The 20607-nt window shown below is 70.5% G+C and carries 15 protein-coding genes and 1 riboswitch; of the genes, 3 read left to right on the top strand and 12 right to left on the bottom strand.

Features of this window, described 5'->3' with window-relative positions; genetic code table 11:
- The first annotated feature begins 32 nt into the window (after positions 1 to 32).
- Positions 33 to 2570 carry an ABC transporter permease gene (locus U9R90_RS31830; protein ID WP_411060462.1) on the top strand — a complete coding sequence of 846 codons (2538 nt, stop codon included), beginning with the start codon at positions 33 to 35 and terminating at the stop codon, positions 2568 to 2570.
- Positions 2571 to 2666: 96 nt separating this feature from the next.
- Here the strand turns inward: U9R90_RS31830 and U9R90_RS31825 are convergent, their stop codons facing one another.
- Complete coding sequence (locus tag U9R90_RS31825; protein ID WP_411060461.1) at positions 2667 to 5549, bottom strand: peroxidase family protein; 2883 nt, start codon at positions 5547 to 5549, stop codon at positions 2667 to 2669.
- 280 nt (positions 5550 to 5829) lie between these two features.
- On the opposite strand from U9R90_RS31825, the gene U9R90_RS31820 reads away from it, so the two are divergent.
- Positions 5830 to 7104 (top strand): lipase family protein, encoded by a 1275-nt coding sequence (locus U9R90_RS31820; protein WP_411060459.1) that lies wholly within the window; start codon positions 5830 to 5832, stop codon positions 7102 to 7104.
- Positions 7105 to 7172: 68 nt separating this feature from the next.
- Here the strand turns inward: U9R90_RS31820 and U9R90_RS31815 are convergent, their stop codons facing one another.
- The 10 genes from U9R90_RS31815 to U9R90_RS31770 all read right to left on the bottom strand — a co-directional run bounded on the left by U9R90_RS31815 (position 7173) and on the right by U9R90_RS31770 (position 18906).
- Entirely contained in the window at positions 7173 to 8468 is a 1296-nt protein-coding gene (locus U9R90_RS31815; protein WP_411060457.1) for a class I SAM-dependent methyltransferase, read from the bottom strand.
- 530 nt (positions 8469 to 8998) lie between these two features.
- A complete protein-coding gene (locus tag U9R90_RS31810; RefSeq protein ID WP_411060456.1) occupies positions 8999 to 10405 on the bottom strand; it encodes an NAD(P)/FAD-dependent oxidoreductase in 1407 nt (468 codons plus the stop codon).
- A gap of 437 nt (positions 10406 to 10842) precedes the next feature.
- Positions 10843 to 11481 (bottom strand): LPXTG cell wall anchor domain-containing protein, encoded by a 639-nt coding sequence (locus U9R90_RS31805; protein WP_411060455.1) that lies wholly within the window; start codon positions 11479 to 11481, stop codon positions 10843 to 10845.
- Between the two features lie 191 nt (positions 11482 to 11672).
- Complete coding sequence (locus U9R90_RS31800; RefSeq protein WP_411060454.1) at positions 11673 to 12644, bottom strand: exopolyphosphatase; 972 nt, start codon at positions 12642 to 12644, stop codon at positions 11673 to 11675.
- Positions 12641 to 13201, bottom strand: a complete 561-nt coding sequence (locus tag U9R90_RS31795; protein WP_411060453.1) for a DUF501 domain-containing protein — start codon at positions 13199 to 13201, stop codon at positions 12641 to 12643. The genes U9R90_RS31800 and U9R90_RS31795 overlap by 4 nt, the downstream gene beginning before the upstream one ends.
- Positions 13202 to 13240: 39 nt before the next feature.
- The gene (locus U9R90_RS31790) at positions 13241 to 13726 is read right to left on the bottom strand and encodes an FtsB family cell division protein (RefSeq protein WP_411060452.1); all 486 of its coding nucleotides are present in this window, start codon (positions 13724 to 13726) and stop codon (positions 13241 to 13243) included.
- 110 nt (positions 13727 to 13836) lie between these two features.
- Positions 13837 to 15117 (bottom strand): phosphopyruvate hydratase, encoded by a 1281-nt coding sequence (eno, locus tag U9R90_RS31785; protein WP_411060451.1) that lies wholly within the window; start codon positions 15115 to 15117, stop codon positions 13837 to 13839.
- A 276-nt stretch (positions 15118 to 15393) separates the two neighbouring features.
- A complete protein-coding gene (locus U9R90_RS31780; protein WP_411060450.1) occupies positions 15394 to 16137 on the bottom strand; it encodes a transglycosylase family protein in 744 nt (247 codons plus the stop codon).
- 3 nt (positions 16138 to 16140) lie between these two features.
- Positions 16141 to 16323: riboswitch (cyclic di-AMP (ydaO/yuaA leader) on the bottom strand.
- 181 nt (positions 16324 to 16504) lie between these two features.
- A complete protein-coding gene (locus tag U9R90_RS31775; protein ID WP_411060449.1) occupies positions 16505 to 17542 on the bottom strand; it encodes a transglycosylase family protein in 1038 nt (345 codons plus the stop codon).
- 110 nt (positions 17543 to 17652) lie between these two features.
- Positions 17653 to 18906 carry an MFS transporter gene (locus tag U9R90_RS31770; RefSeq protein ID WP_411060448.1) on the bottom strand — a complete coding sequence of 418 codons (1254 nt, stop codon included), beginning with the start codon at positions 18904 to 18906 and terminating at the stop codon, positions 17653 to 17655.
- 64 nt (positions 18907 to 18970) lie between these two features.
- On the opposite strand from U9R90_RS31770, the gene U9R90_RS31765 reads away from it, so the two are divergent.
- Positions 18971 to 19357 (top strand): MerR family transcriptional regulator, encoded by a 387-nt coding sequence (locus U9R90_RS31765; RefSeq protein WP_411060447.1) that lies wholly within the window; start codon positions 18971 to 18973, stop codon positions 19355 to 19357.
- Between the two features lie 20 nt (positions 19358 to 19377).
- Here U9R90_RS31765 and U9R90_RS31760 read toward each other — a convergent pair.
- On the bottom strand, positions 19378 to 20607 hold a 1230-nt coding region (locus tag U9R90_RS31760; protein ID WP_411060445.1), incomplete at its 5' end, for a cytochrome P450 family protein.

Below are 20607 nucleotides of genomic sequence, written 5' to 3'. Positions count from 1 at the left end.
CCTGCTTCGCCGAACTCTCCCCAGGACTTCCCATGTTCCGTACCGCCTTGCGCAATGTGCTCGCGCACAAGGCCAGGCTGCTGATGACCGTGATCGCCGTGATGCTCGGCGTGGCCTTCGTCTCCGGCACCCTGGTGTTCACCAACACGATCTCCCAGGCCTACCAGAACAGTTCAGCCAAGGGCTTCGACCACGTCGACGTGGTCATCAAGCCCGAGAACGACGACGACGCCACCGGCAGGCCGGGGGCCGCGCCCAAGCTCACCCAGGAGCTGCTCGACAAGGCCGAGCAGGTCCCCGGGGCCGCTTCCGCGACCGGTACCGTGTCCGGCTTCGCGGCGGTCGCCGACAAGGACGGCAAGCTCGTCGGCGAGGGCTGGGACAGCCGGGGCGCCAACTACTACCCGGGCAAGGGCGGCGACGACGCCCGCTACCCGATGAAGGACGGCAAGGCCCCGCAGGGCGCGAACGAGGTCGCCCTGGACGCCAAGACCGCCGACCGCGCCGGATACAAGGTCGGCGACACCGTACGGATGTCGGTGGACGGGCCGGTCCTGGAGCAGAAGCTCTCCGGCGTCTTCACCACCGACGACGGCAACGTCGCGGCCGGCGGCAGCCTCGCGCTCTTCGACACCGCGACCGCGCAGCAGCTCTACGCCAAGCCGGGCGAGTTCAGCGAGATCGAGGTCCAGGCCAAGGGCGCGACCACCCAGGCCGCGCTCAAGACGGAGATCGACAAGATCCTGCCGAAGAACGAGGCCGAGGCCACCACCGGCAAGAAGCTCGCCGACGACCAGGCCGAGCAGATCTCCGATGGCATGAGCGGCATCCGCACCACGCTGCTCGCCTTCGCCGGCATCTCGCTGTTCGTCGGCATCTTCATCATCGCCAACACCTTCACCATGCTGGTCGCCCAGCGCACCAAGGAGCTGGCGCTGCTGCGCGCCGTCGGTGCCAGCCGCCGCCAGGTGACCCGCTCCGTGCTGTTCGAGGCGTTCGTGGTCGGTACGGTCGCGGCCGTCACCGGTCTGGCCGCCGGTGTCGGCATCGGCGCCGGGCTGCGCGGCCTGATGGGCACCCTCGGCGCCACCGTCCCGGACGGGCCGCTGGTCTTCACGACCGGCACGGTCATCACCGCACTCCTCGTCGGTGTCGTGGTCACCATGCTGGCCGCCTGGCTGCCGGGCCGCCGCGCCGCGAAGATCCCGCCGGTGGCGGCGATGAGCAGCGTGCACGCCACGGCGAGCACCAAGTCGCTGGTCGTACGGAACTCCATCGGCGCCGTGTTCGCGGCCGGCGGCACCGCCGCGGTCCTGGGCGGCACCAGCATGGGCGGCGACGGCAAGCAGCTGATGGGCCTCGGCGCCGTACTGCTGCTGATCGGCGTCTTCATCCTCACCCCGCTGCTGTCCCGGCCGATCATCGCGGCCGCGGCCCCGGTGCTGCGCCTGTTCGGGGTCTCCGGCAAGCTCGCCCGGCAGAACTCCGTACGCAACCCGCGGCGCACCGCCGCGACCGCGTCCGCGCTGATGATCGGTCTGACCCTGATCACCGGGATGACGGTGATCGCGGGCAGTGTGCAGAAGTCCATCGACAAGATGGCCACGGACGCGCTCACGGCGGACTACGTCGTCTCGATGGCGAACTTCACGCCGCTGTCCACGGATGTGGAGAAGAAGCTGGCGGGCGTCGACGGGGTCACGGCCACCAGCCCGCTGCGGGAGTCGCCCTCGCACATCAAGGGCAAGAACGAGTCGCTCTTCGGTGTCGACGCCGAGAACCTCCCCAAGTTGACCCAGCTGGACTTCGAGCAGGGCTCGTTCGACGCCATGGGCGGCGACAAGATCATCGTGGATGACGGCACCGCCGAGGAGCACGGCTGGAAGGCCGGTTCGAGGTTCACCGTCACCTACGAGGACGGCAAGAAGGGCACGCTGGGGGTCGCGGGCATCTACGTGGGCAACGAGATGATGAGCGGGATCATGCTCGACAAGGACACCCTTGCCCCGCACCAGCGCGAGATCACCGACACCCAGGTGCTGGTCAAGACGGCGGACGGCGCGAGCTCCGCGGTCAAGGACACGCTGAAGAAGGAGCTGGGGGACAACCCGGCCGTCCTCGTCCAGGACAAGAAGGACGTCTCGGAGTCCATCGCCCAGGTCTTCACACTGCTGCTGAACATGCTGTACGGCCTGCTGGCGATGGCGGTCATCGTCGCGGTGCTCGGCGTGATCAACACCCTCGCGATGTCGGTGTTCGAGCGGTCCCAGGAGATCGGGATGCTGCGGGCCATCGGTCTGGACCGCGGCGGCATCAAGCGGATGGTGCGCATGGAGTCCCTGGTGATCTCGCTGTTCGGCGGGGTGCTGGGGATCGGGCTCGGAGTGTTCTTCGGCTGGGCGGTCGGTGAGGTGATCGCGGGCACGCTCTCGACGTACGAGCTGGTCCTGCCGTGGGGCCGGATGGGCGTGTTCCTGGCGATGGCCGCGGTGGTCGGTGTGCTCGCGGCGCTGTGGCCCGCGCGGCGGGCGGCGAAGCTGAACATGCTGGCGGCGATCAAGGCCGAGTAGCGCACACCGCGTCAGCGAGTAGCGCACACCGCGTCAGTGCGAAGGGACCCCGGAATTCGCCATCGTCCGGGGCCCCTTCGCGCTGCCGGCAGGTGCTCAGCCGTCCGAAGAGGTGTCGCGTACCGGCTGCACGGTCCGCCACGGCGCGAAGGCGCTGCGGTCACGCGGCAGCATGGCGGCGAGTTCCGGGCAGTGCCGCAGGATCACGGAGTTCATGCCGCCCCGCTCCACCCAGTCGATGCCCAGCGGGGTGTAGACCTCGGGCCGGTAGTCGACGGTCAGGAACCGGTCGCTCTGCAGCCGCCGGGTGGCCATCAGGATGAAGATGCGGAACGCCGTGTCGCTGAAGCCGAACCCGCGCGGCGGGTTCTCCGCGAACAGCCCGACCATGGTGTCGATCTCGTCCACCGAGCGGTACACGTCCGTCAGCCGCGCCACCGTCTCCGGGTCGTCGGACAGCTCATCGAAGCTGCGGATACGCGGCTTGTGCAGCCCGGCCCGGAAGTCGTTGTAGCGCGGCACACCGCGCCGCCGGGTCCGTACCAGGTCGACCACCGACAGGTCGATGACCTCGCCGTCCCGCTCGAAGGCCTGCAGCGAGCGCGGGAAGTTGTGCAGCGTGATCGCGCCGGGGTGGGCGATGCCGAACGAGTACAGCGTGTTGGACAGGCCGGTCTTGCGGATCGCGGCCTCGGCCGCCACGCCCTGGATGTCGTGGAAGCCCACGGTCTCCAGGCGCCGCCCGAAGTGGTGCTCGCGCAGCTCGAACTCGTCCGGAATCAGCGGGTGCATCCGGTAGACGGTGACGAAGTCCTCGGTGAGCGAGTACGGGGTGCCGTGGTGGTCGGGCAGGGTCTCGGGGATGCCCTTGAGGGAGTGCGCCTCGAACAGCCACAGGCCGAGCTTGGTGAGCCAGTTGTCCGGCGGGCCCTCCCAGTTGGTGTGCAGGCCGATGTCGATCGCCTCGGTGGCCAGGATCGCCGGGGTCCACTCCACCGTGTGGATCTTGGCGATGAGCGCGGAGACCACCAGCCGGGCCGTGTGGTAGACCCGCTCCTCGCTCATCGACGGGTACTCCTGGCGCAGGGCCGCGCAGACCGCGTTGTGTTCGCGGGCGAAGAGCGTGTGCATGGCGCTCAGTCCGAGCCACCAGTTGTCGTTGAAGCCGGTCAGCGGAATGCCGTCGTGGCCCATCGGCAGATGGCCGTCCTCCAGGCGCAGGGCGGCGCCGCCGTCCCACTCGCGCAGGAACTTCGCGGTCTCCTCGTTCTCGCCGTACACCTCGGACCCGTCCCACCAGTGCGACGCGGTGTTCCCGAAGAGGATCGGCGGCTGGTTGCCCGGCAGTTGGATGCCGTCGTCGTCGGCGAAGCGCATGACGTTCTCGGCGGGTCCGTCCGGGGTGTTGTGCCAGCTACTGCCGGGCGGCATGGGGACCTCGACGGACGGGCCGCCCTTCGGGTGGCGCCGATGGTTGACCCAGTCGTGGACCTGGAACTGAATCCAGGCCGCGGCCAGGATGTTGAGCGAGGTGGCCGGCAGGAACCGGTCGCGGTGCAGCAGTTGGCGGCTGACCGTGACGGGGTTGGGCTCGTCGAACAGGTCGGGCCGGTACTCCGGCTTCAGGTTGCGTCCGAAGGCGGCACCGACGGCACCCATCTGAGGGTCGGACAGATCGTTGTACGTCCCGTCGTAGGACCGGGCGGTACGCAGGTGTTCGTCCGGGGGCGTCTGCACCGGCCCCGGCTTGGGCGGCGCCTCACCGGGCTCGGTGTCGATCAGGTTCTCGCGGCGCAGCTGCTGGCGCAGTGCCACCAGGTTGAGCAGGCCGATCGAGACCGGCAGCCGGTGCCAGGGCACCACCCGGTTCACGAGCCGGAACAAGGCCCGCAGCGGGCCCCCTAACAGCGTGTTGCGGCGCGGCTCGGGCGTGAGGAAGCGCAGCCCCTGGCGGTACGCGCTGCTCGCCTCGTACGCCGCCTTGCGGGCGCGGTTGATATGGCCCAGGGGGCGGAACTCGTCGGTGGTGTGCCAGGGGTTGAAGGAGAGCTCCTCGATCCGGGCGGCCACGGCGCGCGCCTCGGCGGAGTCCAGGTCCTGGCGCGGAACGGTGAGCCTGGCCACCGATACGGCCGCCGAGACGGACTCCTTCCACTCCACGGACGCGTCCTCGACGGGGGTGCGCGGCTCGTCCACGTACCGCTGTACGCACAGGTCGAAGGCGATGTCGGACTCGGCGAGCCGGGCGGCGAGCTCATGGCGCAGCACGTCCGGGTCGTGCCGTCCGGGCGCGGGTGCGGGGGCCCCGCCGGGGGCGGGCCGCAGCAGGTAGCGGACCGGTCCGGCCTCGCCCCACAGCATCGCGCCGCGGCTGAAGTACGTCTCGCGGGCGAGGCTGGTGACCGTGCGGCGGGTGGCGCTCAGCACGTTGTTCCGCATCCGGGCCGCGGTCGACCAGCCGACCGACAGCGGAAGCTTGACGAACAGTCCGAAGGCCTTCTGCAGCGGGTTTCCGGCACCGGCCATGGCCTTGGCGAAGGCGACGAACTCATGCGCGTCCTTCGCGTGCGAGGCCGCGAAGTTGGTGGCGAGGAGGTCGTGGGTCTCCTCGGCCGACACCTCCACGCGTACGGCCGCGCCGCGCAGATCGGGGGACGCGTCGTGGTCCCGGGTGCCGGCGGCGTTCGAGAGCCGCACGATCGCCGGGTAGTCGGCGCCCGGCTGGGCGTAGCCAACCCGCAGATCGGGCGGGAGGTCGTCGTGGAACCTGAGGCGCGCGTTCTCCACGCCCAGCGCGGCCTTCGCGTGGAAGGCGCGGGCGGGCCCGGCGGCACCGGAACTCCGCATGTTCTTCAGCTGCACGTGGAGCATGTCAGCGGCCAGCTTCTCGAAGACCCGCCGCTCCGCCTCGGGGCTTCCGCCCTCGTACCGCTCGTAGGGAGGGGATGCCTGCTGCACACGAATCCTGGTCTCGACCATCGGTCGTTCCTCCGGTCCTTCCGGGGCAGGGGCAGCGACGCTACCGGCCGGTCCGGACGTCCGGAGCGCGTGTTTCCGGACTGTTTATGTGCTCTTGGGTGCTGTGCGGTCGGGCGTCGGTCCGTCGGCAACCTCGCCTTTCAGGGCCCTGCGGGACGCCGCGGCGCTCGCCGCGAGCCGCTCGGGCGGCTCTCCGCACCCCCTGCCGCCCCACCCGGCCATCGTGTTGTGGCCGGTGCGCGGCGGGTACACCGCGGCACGGCGGCGTTACGGTCTCGGCATGCGTGACGACAGCGCCGTGGCCCCCGACTTCGACACGCTCCGGCCCGACAAGATGCCGCTGCGCCCGGCGCGGGACGGCTTTCCCGTCTATCCCGACCTCGTGGAGCGGCTCGCCGAGGCCAGGGAGCAGCCGGACCGCGACGGGGTGATCCCGCACGCGCTGGCGACCTGCGCCGCGTACGCGTACTCCGGGTACGGACAGCAGGGCGACGCGGCGACCGTCGCCACGATCATGGCCCGGCTGGGTCTGGCGGAGAACCGCTGCCGCGTGTTCGAGCAGCGGGTGGACGCCATGTTCATCACCTCCGCCGCGTACCTGGTGCAGGACCGCGACCGACGGGTCGTCATCCTCGGCTACCGGGGCACCCAGCCCGAGGACATCATCAGTCTCCTCACCGACGCCGACGTCCGCCCCGAGACACTGGCCGTCGATCTGTCGGGGCAGCGCTACGACGTCCACGCGGGCTTCTACCGCAACATGCGGGCCACCCGCTACGCCATCATCGGGGCACTGGAACGGGCGCTGCGGGGCGAGTCGATACTCGACGACGATGCCGACCCCGAACCGCGCGGCGGCCTGGAGGCCCTGTACGTCACCGGCCACAGCCTCGGCGGCGCGATGGCCGCGCTGATGGGCGTGGTCCTCGCGCAGGAGCCCCGCTACCAGCGCATCGCCGCACGGCTCAGGGGCGTCTACACCTTCGGCCAGCCGATGCTCGGCGGCGCCGACTTCGCCCTGGCCTGCGAGGGCGCGGCCGACAGCCAGGGGGTACGGGTACTGCGCGACCGGGTGATCCGGTACATCTACGACCGCGACGTGGTGCCCGCGCTGCCGCCACTGCCCATCGGCCCCTTCGCGCCGTTCGGGCGGGAGTTCCACTTCCGCCGCAGGCGCGGGACCGTGGAGCGGGCCCTCTCGCTGTTCGGCGACACCGTCCTGGAGGCGCTCACGCTGCCCAGCGTCCTGGTGCACACCCCGGCCCGGCTACCGGCCCATCTGCGCGAGGCCGCCCGGCGGACCGGGGAGTCCGCCGGGCGGCTGCTGCGCCCGGACGAGGAGGCGTGGCGGGAGGTGACGCGCCCCGCGCTCTACCCGCAGATGGCGAGTCTGGCCGGGCTGACCGTGATGGCGCCGCTGGCGTTCATCGCGGTCAAGCTGGCGCTGACCCGGTCCCTGCCGTTCCGGTACTCGTTCGAGGACCACGGGCCGAGCCACTACGTGACGTCGCTGGCCCCACCCGGGGTGCTGAGCGAGTACGGCGACCTCCGGTAGACCGGCCGCGAGGTATACCGGTCTACCGGGGTGGATCGGTCACGAGGCAGACCGGTCGCGAGCCCCCCTCACGCGCGCCAGTCGCGGGCGCGCAGCGGCAGGCCCGAGGCGCCCGTCGCCCGGGGTTTGACGGCCAGGATCTGGTTGACTCCGATGCGGTTGCCCTCGAAGGCGAGGGCGGACGCGGCCATGTACAGGCGCCAGACGCGGGCGCGGCCGGGTGAGGAGAGGCGTACCGCCTCCGGCCACCGTGCCTCCAGGTTGGCGACCCACTGACGCAGCGTCAGGGCATAGTGCTCGCGCAGCGCTTCGAGGTCGCGGATCTCGAAACCGGCCTGTTCCAGCTGGGCCGTGGTGCGGCCGACGGGGGCGAGTTCCCCGTCGGGGAAGACGTAGGCGTCGATGAACGCGTTGACGCGGTAGGCCAATTCGTCGTCCTGGGGGCGGCGGGCAATCTGGTGGTTCAGCAGGCGGCCGCCCGGTTTGAGGAGGGCGTACAGGGTCCGGGCGTACTCCAGATAACCCTCGGAGCCGACGTGTTCGGCCATCCCGATCGAGGAGATCGCGTCGTACGGACCGTCGGTGACGTCGCGGTAGTCCTGGACGCGGATCTCGATCCGGTCGGTGAGGCCCTCGTCGGCGACCCGCTTGCGGGCGTACGCGGCCTGCTCGGCGGAGAGGGTGATGCCGACGACGTGTACGCCGTGCGCGCGTGCGGCGTGCACGGCCATGGAGCCCCAGCCGCAGCCGACGTCGAGCAGCCGCATACCCGGCCGCAGGGCCAGTTTCCGGCAGACCAGTTCGAGCTTGTCGCGCTGGGCGTCTTCCAGAGTGGCGTCCTCGGACTCCCAGTACGCGCACGAGTAGACCATCGACGGGCCGAGCACCAGGGCGTAGAAGTCGTTGCCCACGTCGTAGTGGTGGCTGATGGACTGCCGGTCGCGGATCTTGGTGTGCAGCGGCCCGCTGCGGCGGCCGACCTCCTCGCGGGGCGGGGGCGGCGCAGGCAACGGGCGCGCCAGCCTGAGCAGGGAGCGGGCGGCGGTACGGATACGGGGGTCGGCGGCGAGCTCCCGCTTGCTGCGGCCCGGTTCGTCGTTCTCCCACAGCAGCCCGGACATCAGGCCGAGCGCCCGGTACAGGTCGCCCTCGATGTCGAGGTCCCCGGCGACCCAGGCGCGGGCCAGGCCCAGTTCCCCGGGCTTCCACATCAGGCGGCGCAGGGCGCGCCGACGGCGCACGACGAGGGTGGGGCCGTTCGGCGGCCCGGACACGCTCCCGTCCCAGGCGCGGATCCGGATCGGGAGCCGCGCTCCCAGCAACTGCTCGGCGAGGGTCCGCAACCGCGACGCGGCGTCTGCCATGGTGCACCTCCGTGAGGGCCGGCTGTTCTCGGAGTGTCCGACACCCACGTAAACACCAACAAGACCGCCACGCAGTCCCACTGACGGTCAGACGTCCGATTCCGGACGAGATCCCTCCGAACGGCGGCCGCGAGTGACCGCGGTCCACGCGTGACCCAGCTCGCGGATGATGCGGGTCAGGTCGGCCGGGGCGGCCGCGAGGCGGACCGGGGTGCCCGCGTCGTCCAGTTCGGCGATGTGCCAGCTTCTGGGGACGGTGTCAGCGCGCGCAGGGCGTCCAGCTTCCGGTCAAGTCCGGGTCGTCGCGGTCCAGCTGCACGGCAGGGGCAGGTCCGCGTGCCTCCGCCGCGCAGCAGCGTCCGGGAGCCCAGGCCGTACGCGTCGGCGTCCATCGCGGAGGTGACCCGGTGGAGCGCCGCGACGCCCAGCAGGGCGAGCGGCACGCCGAGACCCGGGTGGCGGAACGCCGAAGGGGCCGCCCGCACCACGGATGGCGGACGGCCCCTTCGGGGTTCAGCGGGGTGCCGGGGTCAGGCCTTGGCCTTCTCGGCCGACTTGGCGGCGGCCTTGTCCTTGGCCTCCACCGGGGCCGGGGCCGCCGGGGCGGGCTTCGCGGCCTCGTAGAACTCCTCGCGCGGCGACTCCATCGCGCCGAGCGAGACGACCTCGCGCTTCAGGAACATCGCGAGGGTCCAGTCGGCGAAGACGCGGATCTTGCGGTTGAAGGTCGGCATGGCCATGCCGTGGTAGCTGCGGTGCATGTACCAGGCGAGACGGCCCTTGAGCTTGATCTTCATCTTGCCCATGACGATCATCGCCACGCCCTTGTGCAGGCCGAGCCCGGCGACCGCACCCTTGTTGGCGTGCTTGTACTCCTGCTGCGGGAAGCCGCGCATGCCGGAGATGACGTTGTCACCGAGCACCTTGGCCTGGCGCAGCGCGTGCTGGGCGTTCGGCGGGCACCAGGCGTTCTCGTTGCCCGCGGCGCGGCCGACCAGGTCCGGAACCTGGGCGTTGTCGCCCGCGGCCCAGATGTAGTCGGTGCCCTGCACCTGCAGCGTGGCCTGGGTGTCGACGTGGCCGCGCGGGCCGAGCGGCAGGCCGTAGCGGGCCAGCGCCGGGTTCGGCTTCACACCGGCGGTCCACACGATCGTGTTGGAGTCGACCTCAAGGCCGTTCTTCAGCACGACGTGGCCGTCGACGCAGGAGTCCATGGAGGTGGAGAGGTAGACCTCGACCCCACGGCCCTCCAGGTGCTCCTTGCCGTACTGGCCGAGCTTCGGGCCCACCTCGGGGAGGATCTTGTCCGCGGCGTCCACGAGGATGAAGCGCATGTCCTCGCGCTTCACGTTGCTGTAGTACTTCGTGGCGTCGCGGGCCATGTCCTCGACCTCGCCGATGGTCTCCGCACCGGCGAAGCCACCGCCGACGAAGACGAAGGTCAGCGCCTTGCGGCGGACCTCCTCGTCGGTCGTCGAGTCGGCCTTGTCGAGCTGCTCGAGTACGTGGTTGCGCAGGCCGATGGCCTCCTCGATGCCCTTCATACCGATGCCCTGCTCGGCGAGGCCGGGGATCGGGAAGGTACGGGAGACGGCGCCGAGCGCGATGACCAGGTAGTCGAAGGGCAGTTCGTACGCCTCGCCCACGAGCGGGGTGATCGAGGCGACCTTGCGGTCCTGGTCAATCGTGGTGACCCGACCGGTGAGCACCTCCGCCTTGGGCAGCACGCGTCGCAGCGGGACGACGACGTGGCGCGGCGAAATGCTTCCGGCGGCGGCTTCGGGGAGGAAGGGCTGGTACGTCATGTACGAGCGCGGGTCGACGACCGTGACGGTCGCTTCCGCGTAACGCATCTTCTTCAGAATGCGTCGAGCTGCGTACAGGCCTACGTACCCACCGCCTACAACGAGGATCCTGGGACGCTCCGTGGTGCTCATGCCATCGAGTATCCACCCCCCTGCCGGGGGTCGCTCGTGAGCCCCTTCACAAGGGTCGCGGGGTCCTCTGCTACACTCCGCGGCCCGCGTGACCCAGATCATGGTCGAGTGAGGGAACCATCGGGGTGCGCGGAGCCGTTGAGACCCCCGTTGAGCTGCCTGTCTGGGCGGCGCCGTGGGTGGACCACGGGTCCGGTCCTGCCGCTTGCCGCCTCCGCGAGACGGCCCCCGAAACCGTCTGCGATCCGGGCATCAGGGCCCTTTGGGCCTCCGATTCGGGCCCTCGGGGCCTCAGATTCGCCCTTCGGGCCCCTTTTCCTTGTGAAGAACTTCACGAAGTTTCCTGCGGGCGACGCGCCGCGGGCGGCTTCTCCACGCATTAAGCGCCGGAGAAGCCGCCCGTAGCGACGATCCGAAGGGACCTGCCTTCTATGCCCTTAGATAGTGCCGCGCCGCCGCCGTACGACCAGCGGGATCCCGGCACCGGCGAGGATCATCCCCGCACTGACCGCACCCATCGCCAGCAGCTGCCCGGAGGAGGCACCGGTGTCCGGCAGCTTGGGGGGCTTTGTGGGGGTGGAGGTCGGGGTGGGGGTATGCGACGGCGTCGGCGTATGCGACGGAGTCGGCGTATGCGAGGGGGTCGGCGTGTGCGAGGGGGTCGGCGTGTGGGACGGCGTCGGCGTATGCGACGGAGTCGGCGTATGCGAGGGGGTCGGCGTGTGGGACGGCGTCGGCGTATGCGACGGAGTCGGCGTATGCGAGGGAGTCGGGGTATGCGACGGGGTCGGCGTGTGGGACGGCGTCGGGGTGTGCGACGGCGTCGGCGTATGCGACGGGGTCGGCGTATGCGACGGCGTGGGCTTGTCGCAGTCCTTCGGCCCCTCGTGCGCCGGCCCCTCCTGCCCGTACCCCTCGTCGTGCCCGTGCCCGAAGGGCCACGGCGCCTCGCAGGGGTCGGTGGCGAAGACGTAACCCCGGTCGTCCGTACCGGCGTTGGCGGTCGGGGAGGCCGTTGCCAGCCCCGCCCCGACCGTGACGGCCATGCTGGAGAGCACCCCGACAGCCAGTGCCACTCGCGCAGCCCGGCCTCTCAATCGTTCCACGCTAGTCCTCCCGTTCAGCCACGCGAAGCGGCCCGAATGAATACGCGACAGTCATATCGGATTAATCAGATATTGCGCGTATTGCGGGAGGGACTTCGGTAAATCGCACCCAATCGGACGCGGGATGGCAAGGAGGATCGAGGAGGGTCGAGGAGAGTTGGTCAGCGGCTCCTCTTGTCCTCTTCGATCTCCGCCGCCACTTGGTAGGCGATCCCGTCGAGGATGTCGTGCTCGCTCACGACGACCTCCGCGGCGCCCGTGCGCTCCATGATCGCGAGCAGTACGAGCGTGCCCGCGGCGATCACGTCGACCCGGCCCGGGTGCATCACGCCGATCGCGGCGCGCTCGGCGTGCGTGGCGTTCAGCAGGTGCGCCGCGATCTCGGCGACCTTCTCGTACGGGATACGGGAATGGTGGATCGCGGTGGAGTCGTACTCAGGGAGCCCCAGCGCGATTCCGGCCACCGTGGTGACCGACCCGGCCAGGCCGACCAGCGTCCGCGCGTCGGCGAGCGGGACCGTGCGCTCGGCCTCGTCGAGGGCGGCGTCGATGTCGGCGCGGATGGCGGCGATCTGGGCCGGGGTCGGCGGGTCAGTGACGACTCCGTCGCGTACGAGGTGACGCTCGGTCATACGGACACAGCCGATGTCGATGGAGCGGGCGGCCCGTACATGGTCCTCGCCCACGACCAGTTCGGTCGAGCCACCGCCGATGTCCACGACCAGATACGGCTTGGGCAGGTGCAGCCGGCCGGCGAGACCCCGGGTGGCCCCGGTGAAGGAGAACTCGGCCTCCTGGTCGCCGGTGATCACCTCGGGCTCCACGCCCAGGATCTCCAGGACGCCGCTGACGAACTCCTCGCGGTTCTCGGCGTCGCGGGACGCCGAGGTGGCGACGAAGCGGAGCCGCTCGACGCCGTGTTCCTTGATCACGGCGGCGTACTCGCGGCAGGCCTCGAAGGTACGGTCCAGCGCGTCGGCGGCGAGCCGTCCGGTCTTGTCCACGCCCTGGCCGAGCCGGACGATCCGCATCCGGCGGTCCAGGTCGGTCAGTTCACCGGTGCCGGGGGCGGCGTCGGCGACGAGCAGCCGGATCGAGTTCGTACCGCAGTCGATCGCGGCGACGCGGGTCATCGGGCCTCGCCCTCGTCCTGGCCCTCGTCCTGGCTCTCCGGCGCGCACGGCGTGACGCACGGGCCCTTGGCCCACCACTCAGGCAGCATCGCGATCGCCTCGTCGCCCAGCGGGTTCACACCGGGTCCCGCGGCCAGCGAGTGCCCGACCAGGACGTGCAGGCACTTCACCCGGTCCGGCATACCGCCGGCGCTCGGGAAGCCCGTCAGCTCCTCGATCTCGTCACGGCGGCGGATGTAGTCCTCGTGGGCCGCGCGGTACGCGGCGGCCAGTTCGGGGTCCGTGGCCAGCCGGTCCGTCATCTCCTTCATGACGCCGTTGGCCTCCAGCGTGCCGATCGCCGACGCGGCCCGCGGGCAGGTCAGGTAGTACAGCGTCGGGAAGGGGGTGCCGTCCGGCAGCCGCGGGGCCGTCTCCACGACGTCCGGCTGACCGCAGGGGCAGCGGTGCGCGATGGCCCGCAGACCGCGCGGCGGGCGGCCGAGCTGCTCCTTGAAGGCCGCCACGTCGGCGTCGGTCGGCTCGGTACGCGGGGTGGGCGGCGGGGGCGTGTGCATGCCTGGGGTGTGTCTTTCTGGGGAAGTGGGTTACGGAGGTTACTCGGCCGTGGTGCGGTGTACGCGGTCGGCCTTGTCGACGCCGTCGAAGAGGTTGCTGTACCAGGGGCGGTCCGCCTTGCCCACCTCCGCGCGGCGCTTGGTCGCGCCGTCCGGGTCGGGCACCGTGAACGCGGTCTCGCCCGGCCGCACCATGTGCAGCCGCTCGCGGGCCTGGCGTTCCACGTACGCGTCGTCCTGCCAGCGCGCCTTGGCGTCCCGCAGGTCCTCGGCCTGGTCCCTGGCGTCGCGCAACAGCCGCTCCTGCTCGGCGATGTCGGCCCGCTGGGCGACGTACTGCCGCATCGGATAGGCGAGCGCGACGATCAGCGAGCAGACGACCAGCGCGAGCAGCGCGGCCCGGCCGGTGAGCCGGGAGCGGCGGGCCTGGCGCTTGGTCTGCGAACGGTAGACACGGGCCGCGGTCTGCTCGCCGAGCAGCCGCAGTCTGGTCGTGGTGGAGAACCGGTCCCGGTTCCCTGCCATGGTCCCGCCTTCCCATCACGCGCGTACGTCCCCGCACACGGTACGGGACCGAGTACGGGGACGTACGTACGACGGGCCCTCGGGCCCTGAAGGCGTCGGCCTGGGAGGCGTCAGCCCTTGAAGCGCGGGAAGGCGGAGCGGCCCGCGTACACCGCGGCGTCGTCGAGGATCTCCTCGATGCGCAGCAGCTGGTTGTACTTGGCGACGCGCTCGGAGCGGGCCGGGGCGCCGGTCTTGATCTGGCCGCAGTTGGTGGCGACGGCCAGGTCGGCGATGGTGACGTCCTCGGTCTCGCCGGAGCGGTGGGACATCATGCACTTGAAGCCGTTGCGCTGGGCGAGCTCGACGGCGTCCAGGGTCTCGGTCAGCGAGCCGATCTGGTTGACCTTGACCAGCAGGGCGTTGGCCGAGTTCTCCTCGATGCCGCGGCCCAGGCGCTCCGGGTTGGTGACGAAGAGGTCGTCGCCGACGATCTGGACCTTGCCGCCCAGCTTGTCGGTCAGGACGTTCCAGCCGGCCCAGTCGTCCTCGAACAGCGGGTCCTCGATGGAGACGAGCGGGTACGAGGCGACGAGCTCCTCGTAGTACTCGGTCATCTCGGCGGCGGAGCGCTCCTTGCCCTCGAACTGGTACGTGCCGTCCTTGTAGAACTCGGAGGCGGCGACGTCCAGGGCGAGCGCGATCTGCTGGCCGGGGGCGTAACCGGCTTCCTTGATGGCCTCGAGGATCAGGTCCAGGGCCTCGCGGTTGGAGCCCAGGTTCGGGGCGAAGCCGCCCTCGTCGCCGAGGCCGGTGGCCAGACCCTTGGCCTTCAGGACCTTCTTGAGGGTGTGGTAGACCTCGGCGCCCCAGCGCAGGGCCTCGGAGAAGGACTCCGCCCCGATCGGGGCGATCATGAACTCCTGGATGTCCACGTTGGAGTCGGCGTGCGAGCCGCCGTTCAGGATGTTCATCATCGGCACCGGCAGCAGGTGCGCGTTGGGGCCGCCCAGGTAGCGGAAGAGCGGCAGGTCGGACGCCTCGGAAGCGGCGTGCGCGACGGCGAGCGAGACGCCGAGGATGGCGTTGGCGCCGAGCGAGCCCTTGTTGTCGGTGGCGTCCAGGTCGAACATGGCCTGGTCGATCAGGCGCTGCTCGGTGGCGTCGTACCCGACGAGCTCCGGGCCGATCTGCTCGATGACGGCGAGGACGGCCTTCTCCACGCCCTTGCCCAGGTAACGGCTGGGGTCGCCGTCACGGAGTTCGATGGCCTCGAAAGCACCGGTGGAGGCACCGGAGGGGACGGCGGCACGACCCGTGCTGCCGTCGTCGAGGCCAACCTCGACCTCGACCGTGGGGTTGCCTCGGGAGTCCAGGATTTCCCGGGCTACGACGACGTCGATGGACGGCACGAGCATCTCCTTCTGGGATGTGACGCTAGAAGTGCGAGGTCTCTATGGCCTTGCGACACGAGCCTAACCGCCTCGGCGGCATCGGCCAGCCGACCGACCGGACCGTGGACACCCCGAGCATAGATTGTTTCTTGACGGAACAAAAAGAGCCCCGCCCCGGCGCGCACGGGGGTAAGCGCGCAGGGGCGGGGCGGTCTGGGGATGACCTGCGGGTCTGGCGGTGACCTGCGGGCCTGTCAGTGACCCGCGGGTCAAGCGGTGACCTGCGGGTCAGGGTCAGCTGAGGTGCAGCTGCTGACCCGGGTAGATGAAGTCGGCGTCCTCGACGATGTCCTTGTTCAGCTCGTGCAGGCTGAGCCAGCCGCCCTTGACGTCATGCGCCTCGGCGATCTCGGAGAGGGTGTCCCCGGACTTCACCTCGTACTCGCCGTCGCCCTTCTTGACCGTCTGACCGGCCGGGGTCTCGACGGTCTTGGCGCTCTTGGTGCTGGGCGCGGCCTTGGGGGTCTCTGCCTTCGGGGCGGCCTGCTTCGGCTGCTCCTGCTTCGGCTGCGGCTTCGGCTGCTCCTGCTTCGGCTGGGGCGCCGACTGCTGCGGGGTGCTCGGGGCGCTCTGCTGCGTGGACTGCTCGCCGCCACCGTCGTACGAGGCGTTGGTCAGGCCGACGCCGCAGCTCGGCCAGGCACCCTTGCCCTGGCCCGCGAGGACCTTCTCGGCGATCTCGATCTGCTGCGTCTTGGAGGCCTGGTCGGCGGTCGAGGCGTACTGCGTGCCGCCGTACGCGGCCCAGGTGGAGGACGAGAACTGCAGACCGCCGTAGTAGCCGTTGCCGGTGTTGATCGACCAGTTGCCACCGGACTCGCACTGGGCGACCTGGTCCCACTGGGACGCGGTGGCGGCCTGCGCGCCGGTCGCGCCCATCAGCGGGACGGCCACGGCGGCGCCGGTGACACCGGCGGCGGTGGCGATCCGGGTGGTCTTGGACGGACGACGGTGCTTGCCCTTGCCGGAAAACAGCATGAGTGATCCCCTCACCGACGCCTACGAGGTGAGCTGTCGGGTTCGGGCCAAGTGAGTTGCCCGGTCCGTACGGAGCTTCCGCGTCTCCGTACGAACTTCACCCCAAGCCGGTCCCCGCCCTCTCTCAAGGGCCGGGCCCGGCGCAAACCTTGGGTCCCCCGCTCCTGCCTACGGCGCGTTACGCGACGACTGTTCCCTGCGGCCGCCGGCAGGATTCGGCGTGACGGCCATCGGGGCTCACCAGTGGCGAGCGGTCACGACGGTAAACACGCTCCCACCCTCAACACCAAGGCGATCGGGGCCGTTGAGACCCATCTCTCACTTACGGCAATGCCCCTTTAACTCGGACATTCAGCCCGAACTGCCGCTACTTTTCGCCCAGATCGAGGCTTTGGCCAGGGCGAATGAGGTCCGGGTCCTCGCCGACGGTCTTCTTGTTTCCCGTGTAGAGCCCGGTCCATCCGCCGTCGAGCCCATGGGTGTCGGCGATCACCGAGAGGTTGTCGCCGGGGCGCACGACGTACGCGCCGTCGACGGCATCGCGGTCCGTGTCGCCACCACGGGAGGCATGCCGGCCCGAGCCGTCGACCTCGCGCTCGTCGGGCAGCTCCTCGGGGGCGCGGTCGCCACGGTGGCGCCCTGAGCCCTCGGCAGGGGTCTCCTCCGGCGCGGAGGGGTCGGCGGAGGGGTCGGCGGAGGAGTCAGGAATGGTGGTCTCGGTGGGCGAAGCAGAAGAATCAGACGAAGGCGACTCACCCTTCGAGGAGTTGTCCGACTTGCCCTCATCGCCACTGGCGCCGCTTTCGTCGCCTACGCCACCTACGCCGCTTTCGCCTTCTTCGCCCGACTCGTCCTCCGGCGTCTTACCTGACGGCTCATCCGCGGCGTCCTCCGAAGGATCGGCGGACGGCGAGGGCTCCGCGGACTCGCCCTTCGACGGCTTGGACGCCTTCGGTGAATCCGACTCCGACTCCGACGGCGACGGCGTGGGGTCCGCGGTCGGGCCCGGGTTCACGTCGGGCGTCTCGCCACCCTTCTCCAGCCCGGCGATCGGCGCACACGTCGCCCAGGCGTCGGGCCCCTGCGCGGCAAGTACCTTCTCGGCGACGGCTATCTGCTGCGAGCGGCTGGCCAGGTCGGCACGCGGCGCGTAGTCCAGGCCGCCGTACGCCTCCCAGTCGTCCTGCGAGAACTGCAGCCCGCCGTAGTACCCGTTGCCCATGTCGGCGCTCCACACGCCACCGCTCTCGCACGCGGCGAGCTTGTCCCAGGTGGAGGCGTCGGCGGCGCTCGCGCCGGAGGCGCCGAGCAGCGGGATGGCGATGGCCGATCCGGTCACCCCCGCCGCGACAACGAGAGCCGGAGCTTGACGGGGGCGTCGGTGACGGCCGTTCCCGGAGAGCATGCGATTGCCTTTCGCGCGACTACACAGCTGAGTGACAGTTGAGTCGAACGGCGAACGTAGCCGCACTCGAACGCTTGTCACAAGTCGATACAGCGGAGATCACACGAAAGTCACAGATTTGACGGTGCGTCAGATTTGCTGCTGGGACGCCTGGCCGGGAACGCGTGCGCACGGGCGGCGAGTACGACGACCAGGACCGGCACCAGGAGCGCCAGGACGCTCCAGGGAAGGGCGGCGGCGCCGAGGATACCGAGCAGGACGCCGCCCGCGACTCCGCCTCCGGCCATGGCCGCGTTCCACAGGGTGACAAGGATCGCCTGGGCCGCGTCGGCCGCTTCGCTGCCCGCGTCCCCCACGGCGGTGGTCAGCAGCGTGGGCACGCCTCCCCAGCCAAGTCCCCACAGGATCGCGGCGAGATAGACCAGTACGGGACTGCCGGCCAGGACGGCCAGCGCGGCGGCCGCCACAGCGACCAGCAGGGCGGAGGCGATGGTGAGGGAACGCAGTCGACGGTCGATCTGAGCGCCCACGATCCAGATGCTCACCATCGAGGCCCCGCCGAAGAGCAGCAGCACGAGCCCGGTTGAGCCGCCCATACCGAACTCGCCCAGGAAAGTGGCGATATAGGTGTACAGGATCGTGTGGGCCAGGACGAAAAGCAGCGTGACGACCAGGACCGGGATCACGCCGGGGAGGGCGAGGGTACGCAGCACCGGGGTACGGCCCTCGGGGCGCTGTCCGGGATAGTCCGGGGCCAGTACGGCGACCGCGGCGATCACGGCGAGCGCGAGCACGGTCATCAGGGCGAACATCGCCCGCCAGCCGACCGCTTCGCCCAGGAACGTCCCCGCGGGCACCCCGAGCGCCAGCGCGATCGGGATGGCCGCCAGCACGATCGCGATCGCCCGGCCCCGCAGGTGGGCCGGCGCCATCCGGCGGGCGTAGCCGACCAGCATCGCCCAGGCCACCCCCGCGGCCACACCGGCGACGAACCGGGCCACCATGGTCAGCCCATAACTCGCGGAGAACGCGGTGACCGTGTTGGCAAGAGCGAACCCCGTCATCGCCGTCGCCAGCAGCCGCTTGCGCCGCCACCCCGCGGTGGCCGCGGTCAGCGGAATCGCGGTGAGCGCGGTCCCGATGGCGTAGATGGTCACGGACTGCCCCATCGCGGACTCGGAGACCGACAGATCGGCGCTCATCGCGGGCAGCAGACCCGCAGGCAGCGTCTCGGTCAGCACCGTGAGAAAGACGGCGGTGGCCAGCGCCAACAGCGCGGGCAGCGGGAGCTTTTGACCCGCGCCCCCGGCATCGACGCGGAAGTCCGCGGGGGGTACGGGGAGTTGTGTGGTGTCGTTGCGCATGCCCGTATGCTCGAACCCTCACATAGATGTGAAGGTCAACGTGGTCAACTGTGAGGTGGGGCACATGCGCATCGGGGAGCTGTCGGACCGTACCGGCACGTCGCGTCGGCTGCTGCGCTACTACGAGGAGCAGGGGCTGATCACCGCCGCCCGCACCCCGAACGGCTACCGCGAGTACGACGAGCGCTTCGTGGACCGGGTCCTGCAGATCCGGGACCTGCTCAACGCCGGACTGCCCACCCGGCTCATCAAGCAGATCCTCCCCTGCCTGGACAAGCCCCGGGTCATCCACTTCCCCGACGCGACCCCGGAGATGCTCGACACCCTGACCCGCGAACGCGACCGTATGACCGCGCGCATCAACTGCCTGACCCGTAACCGGGACGCCATGGCCGAGTACCTCGACGCGGTACGCGGCGACGAGCGACCCGACACGGTCACTGAGCGGTGAAGACGAACGCCCCGAAACCGTCACCGAGCGGTGAACGAGACGGGCAGGGTCCGCAGCCCGCGCATGATGAGCCCGCCGCGCCACCGCAACTCCTCGGCAGGGACCGCGAGCTGAAGGTCGGGCAGGCGGGTCAGCAGGGTCGCCAGGGCGATCTGGCCCTCCAGGCGGGCGAGCGGGGCACCGAGGCAGTAGTGGATGCCGTGGCCGTACCCGAGGTGCTGGTTGTCGCGGCGGGAGAGGTCAAGGGTGTCGGGATCGGTGAAGCGCGCCGGGTCGCGGTCAGCGGCGGCGAGGACGACGAGCACCGGGTCGCCGGAGGCGATCCGCTGCCCGCCGATGGCGAGCGGCTCGGTGGCGAACCGCCAGGTGGCCAGCTCGACCGGCCCGTCGTACCGCAGCAGCTCCTCGACTCCGGTCTCCAACAGGCCCTGTTCGCCGCGTGCCAGTGACTCCTGGAGCAGGGTGCGCTGCTCGGGGTTCTGGAAGAGCGCGTACACGCCGTTCCCGATGAGGTTGATGGTGGTCTCGAAACCGGCGAAGAGCAGGACGAAACACATCGCGGCGGCCTCGTTCTCGGTGAGGTGCTCGCCGTGGTCGCTGGCCTTGATCAGCCCGGAGATGAGGTCGTCGCCCGGGTTCTCCCGCTTGCGGTGGATCAGTTCGGCGAGGTAGCCGCGGATCTTCTTGACCGAGCGGGCGACGCCGCCGCGCGGCCCGCCGCCGTGCCGGATCATCATCCCGGCCCAGTCGCGGAAGTCGTCCTGGTCCTCGCGCGGGACGCCGAGCAGGTCGCAGATCGCGTAGATGGGGAGCGGGAAGGCGAAGTCGTGGATCAGGTCCGCCTCGCCCTTCGCGGCGAAGCCGTCGATGAACTGGTCCGTCAGCTCCTGCACGCGCGGGGCGAACTCGGCGACCCGGCGCGGAGTGAACGCCTTCGACACCAGGCGTCGCAGCCGGGTGTGGTCCGGTGGGTCGATGTTGAGCAGATGCGTCATCAGCTCGGCCTTGCGCTCGCCGGGGATGCCGGTCTTGCCCTTGGCGTGCGCGGGCTCGTCGTGATGCGCGGGGTTCTTGCTGAGCCGCTGGTCGGCAAGGGCCTGCTTGGCGTCCGCGTACCGGGTGACCAGCCAGGCCTCCACGCCGCTGGGGAGCCGGGTGCGGTGCACGGGGGCGTGCTCGCGCAGCCAGGCGTAGGCGGGGTACGGGTCGGTGGCGAACTCCCAGGTGAAGAGTTCGGGGGCGGGGCCGGC

It is taken from the genome of Streptomyces sp. E11-3 (assembly GCF_046540415.1).
GTDB lineage: Bacteria > Actinomycetota > Actinomycetes > Streptomycetales > Streptomycetaceae > Streptomyces.
The sequence above is the reverse complement of the archived record's forward strand: the minus strand, read 5'-3'. Positions and strand labels throughout refer to the sequence as shown.

Bases quoted from the DNA above. Each gene is read 5' to 3' on its own strand.
- U9R90_RS31830 (WP_411060462.1), top strand. From the start codon at position 33: ATGTTCCGTACCGCCTTGCGCAATGTGCTCGCGCACAAGGCCAGGCTG.
- U9R90_RS31825 (WP_411060461.1), bottom strand. From the start codon at position 5,549: ATGGTCGAGACCAGGATTCGTGTGCAGCAGGCATCCCCTCCCTACGAG.
- U9R90_RS31820 (WP_411060459.1), top strand. From the start codon at position 5,830: ATGCGTGACGACAGCGCCGTGGCCCCCGACTTCGACACGCTCCGGCCC.
- U9R90_RS31815 (WP_411060457.1), bottom strand. From the start codon at position 8,468: ATGGCAGACGCCGCGTCGCGGTTGCGGACCCTCGCCGAGCAGTTGCTG.
- U9R90_RS31810 (WP_411060456.1), bottom strand. From the start codon at position 10,405: ATGAGCACCACGGAGCGTCCCAGGATCCTCGTTGTAGGCGGTGGGTAC.
- U9R90_RS31800 (WP_411060454.1), bottom strand. From the start codon at position 12,644: ATGACCCGCGTCGCCGCGATCGACTGCGGTACGAACTCGATCCGGCTG.
- U9R90_RS31795 (WP_411060453.1), bottom strand. From the start codon at position 13,201: ATGCACACGCCCCCGCCGCCCACCCCGCGTACCGAGCCGACCGACGCC.
- U9R90_RS31790 (WP_411060452.1), bottom strand. From the start codon at position 13,726: ATGGCAGGGAACCGGGACCGGTTCTCCACCACGACCAGACTGCGGCTG.
- U9R90_RS31780 (WP_411060450.1), bottom strand. From the start codon at position 16,137: ATGCTGTTTTCCGGCAAGGGCAAGCACCGTCGTCCGTCCAAGACCACC.
- U9R90_RS31775 (WP_411060449.1), bottom strand. From the start codon at position 17,542: ATGCTCTCCGGGAACGGCCGTCACCGACGCCCCCGTCAAGCTCCGGCT.
- U9R90_RS31770 (WP_411060448.1), bottom strand. From the start codon at position 18,906: ATGCGCAACGACACCACACAACTCCCCGTACCCCCCGCGGACTTCCGC.
- U9R90_RS31765 (WP_411060447.1), top strand. From the start codon at position 18,971: ATGCGCATCGGGGAGCTGTCGGACCGTACCGGCACGTCGCGTCGGCTG.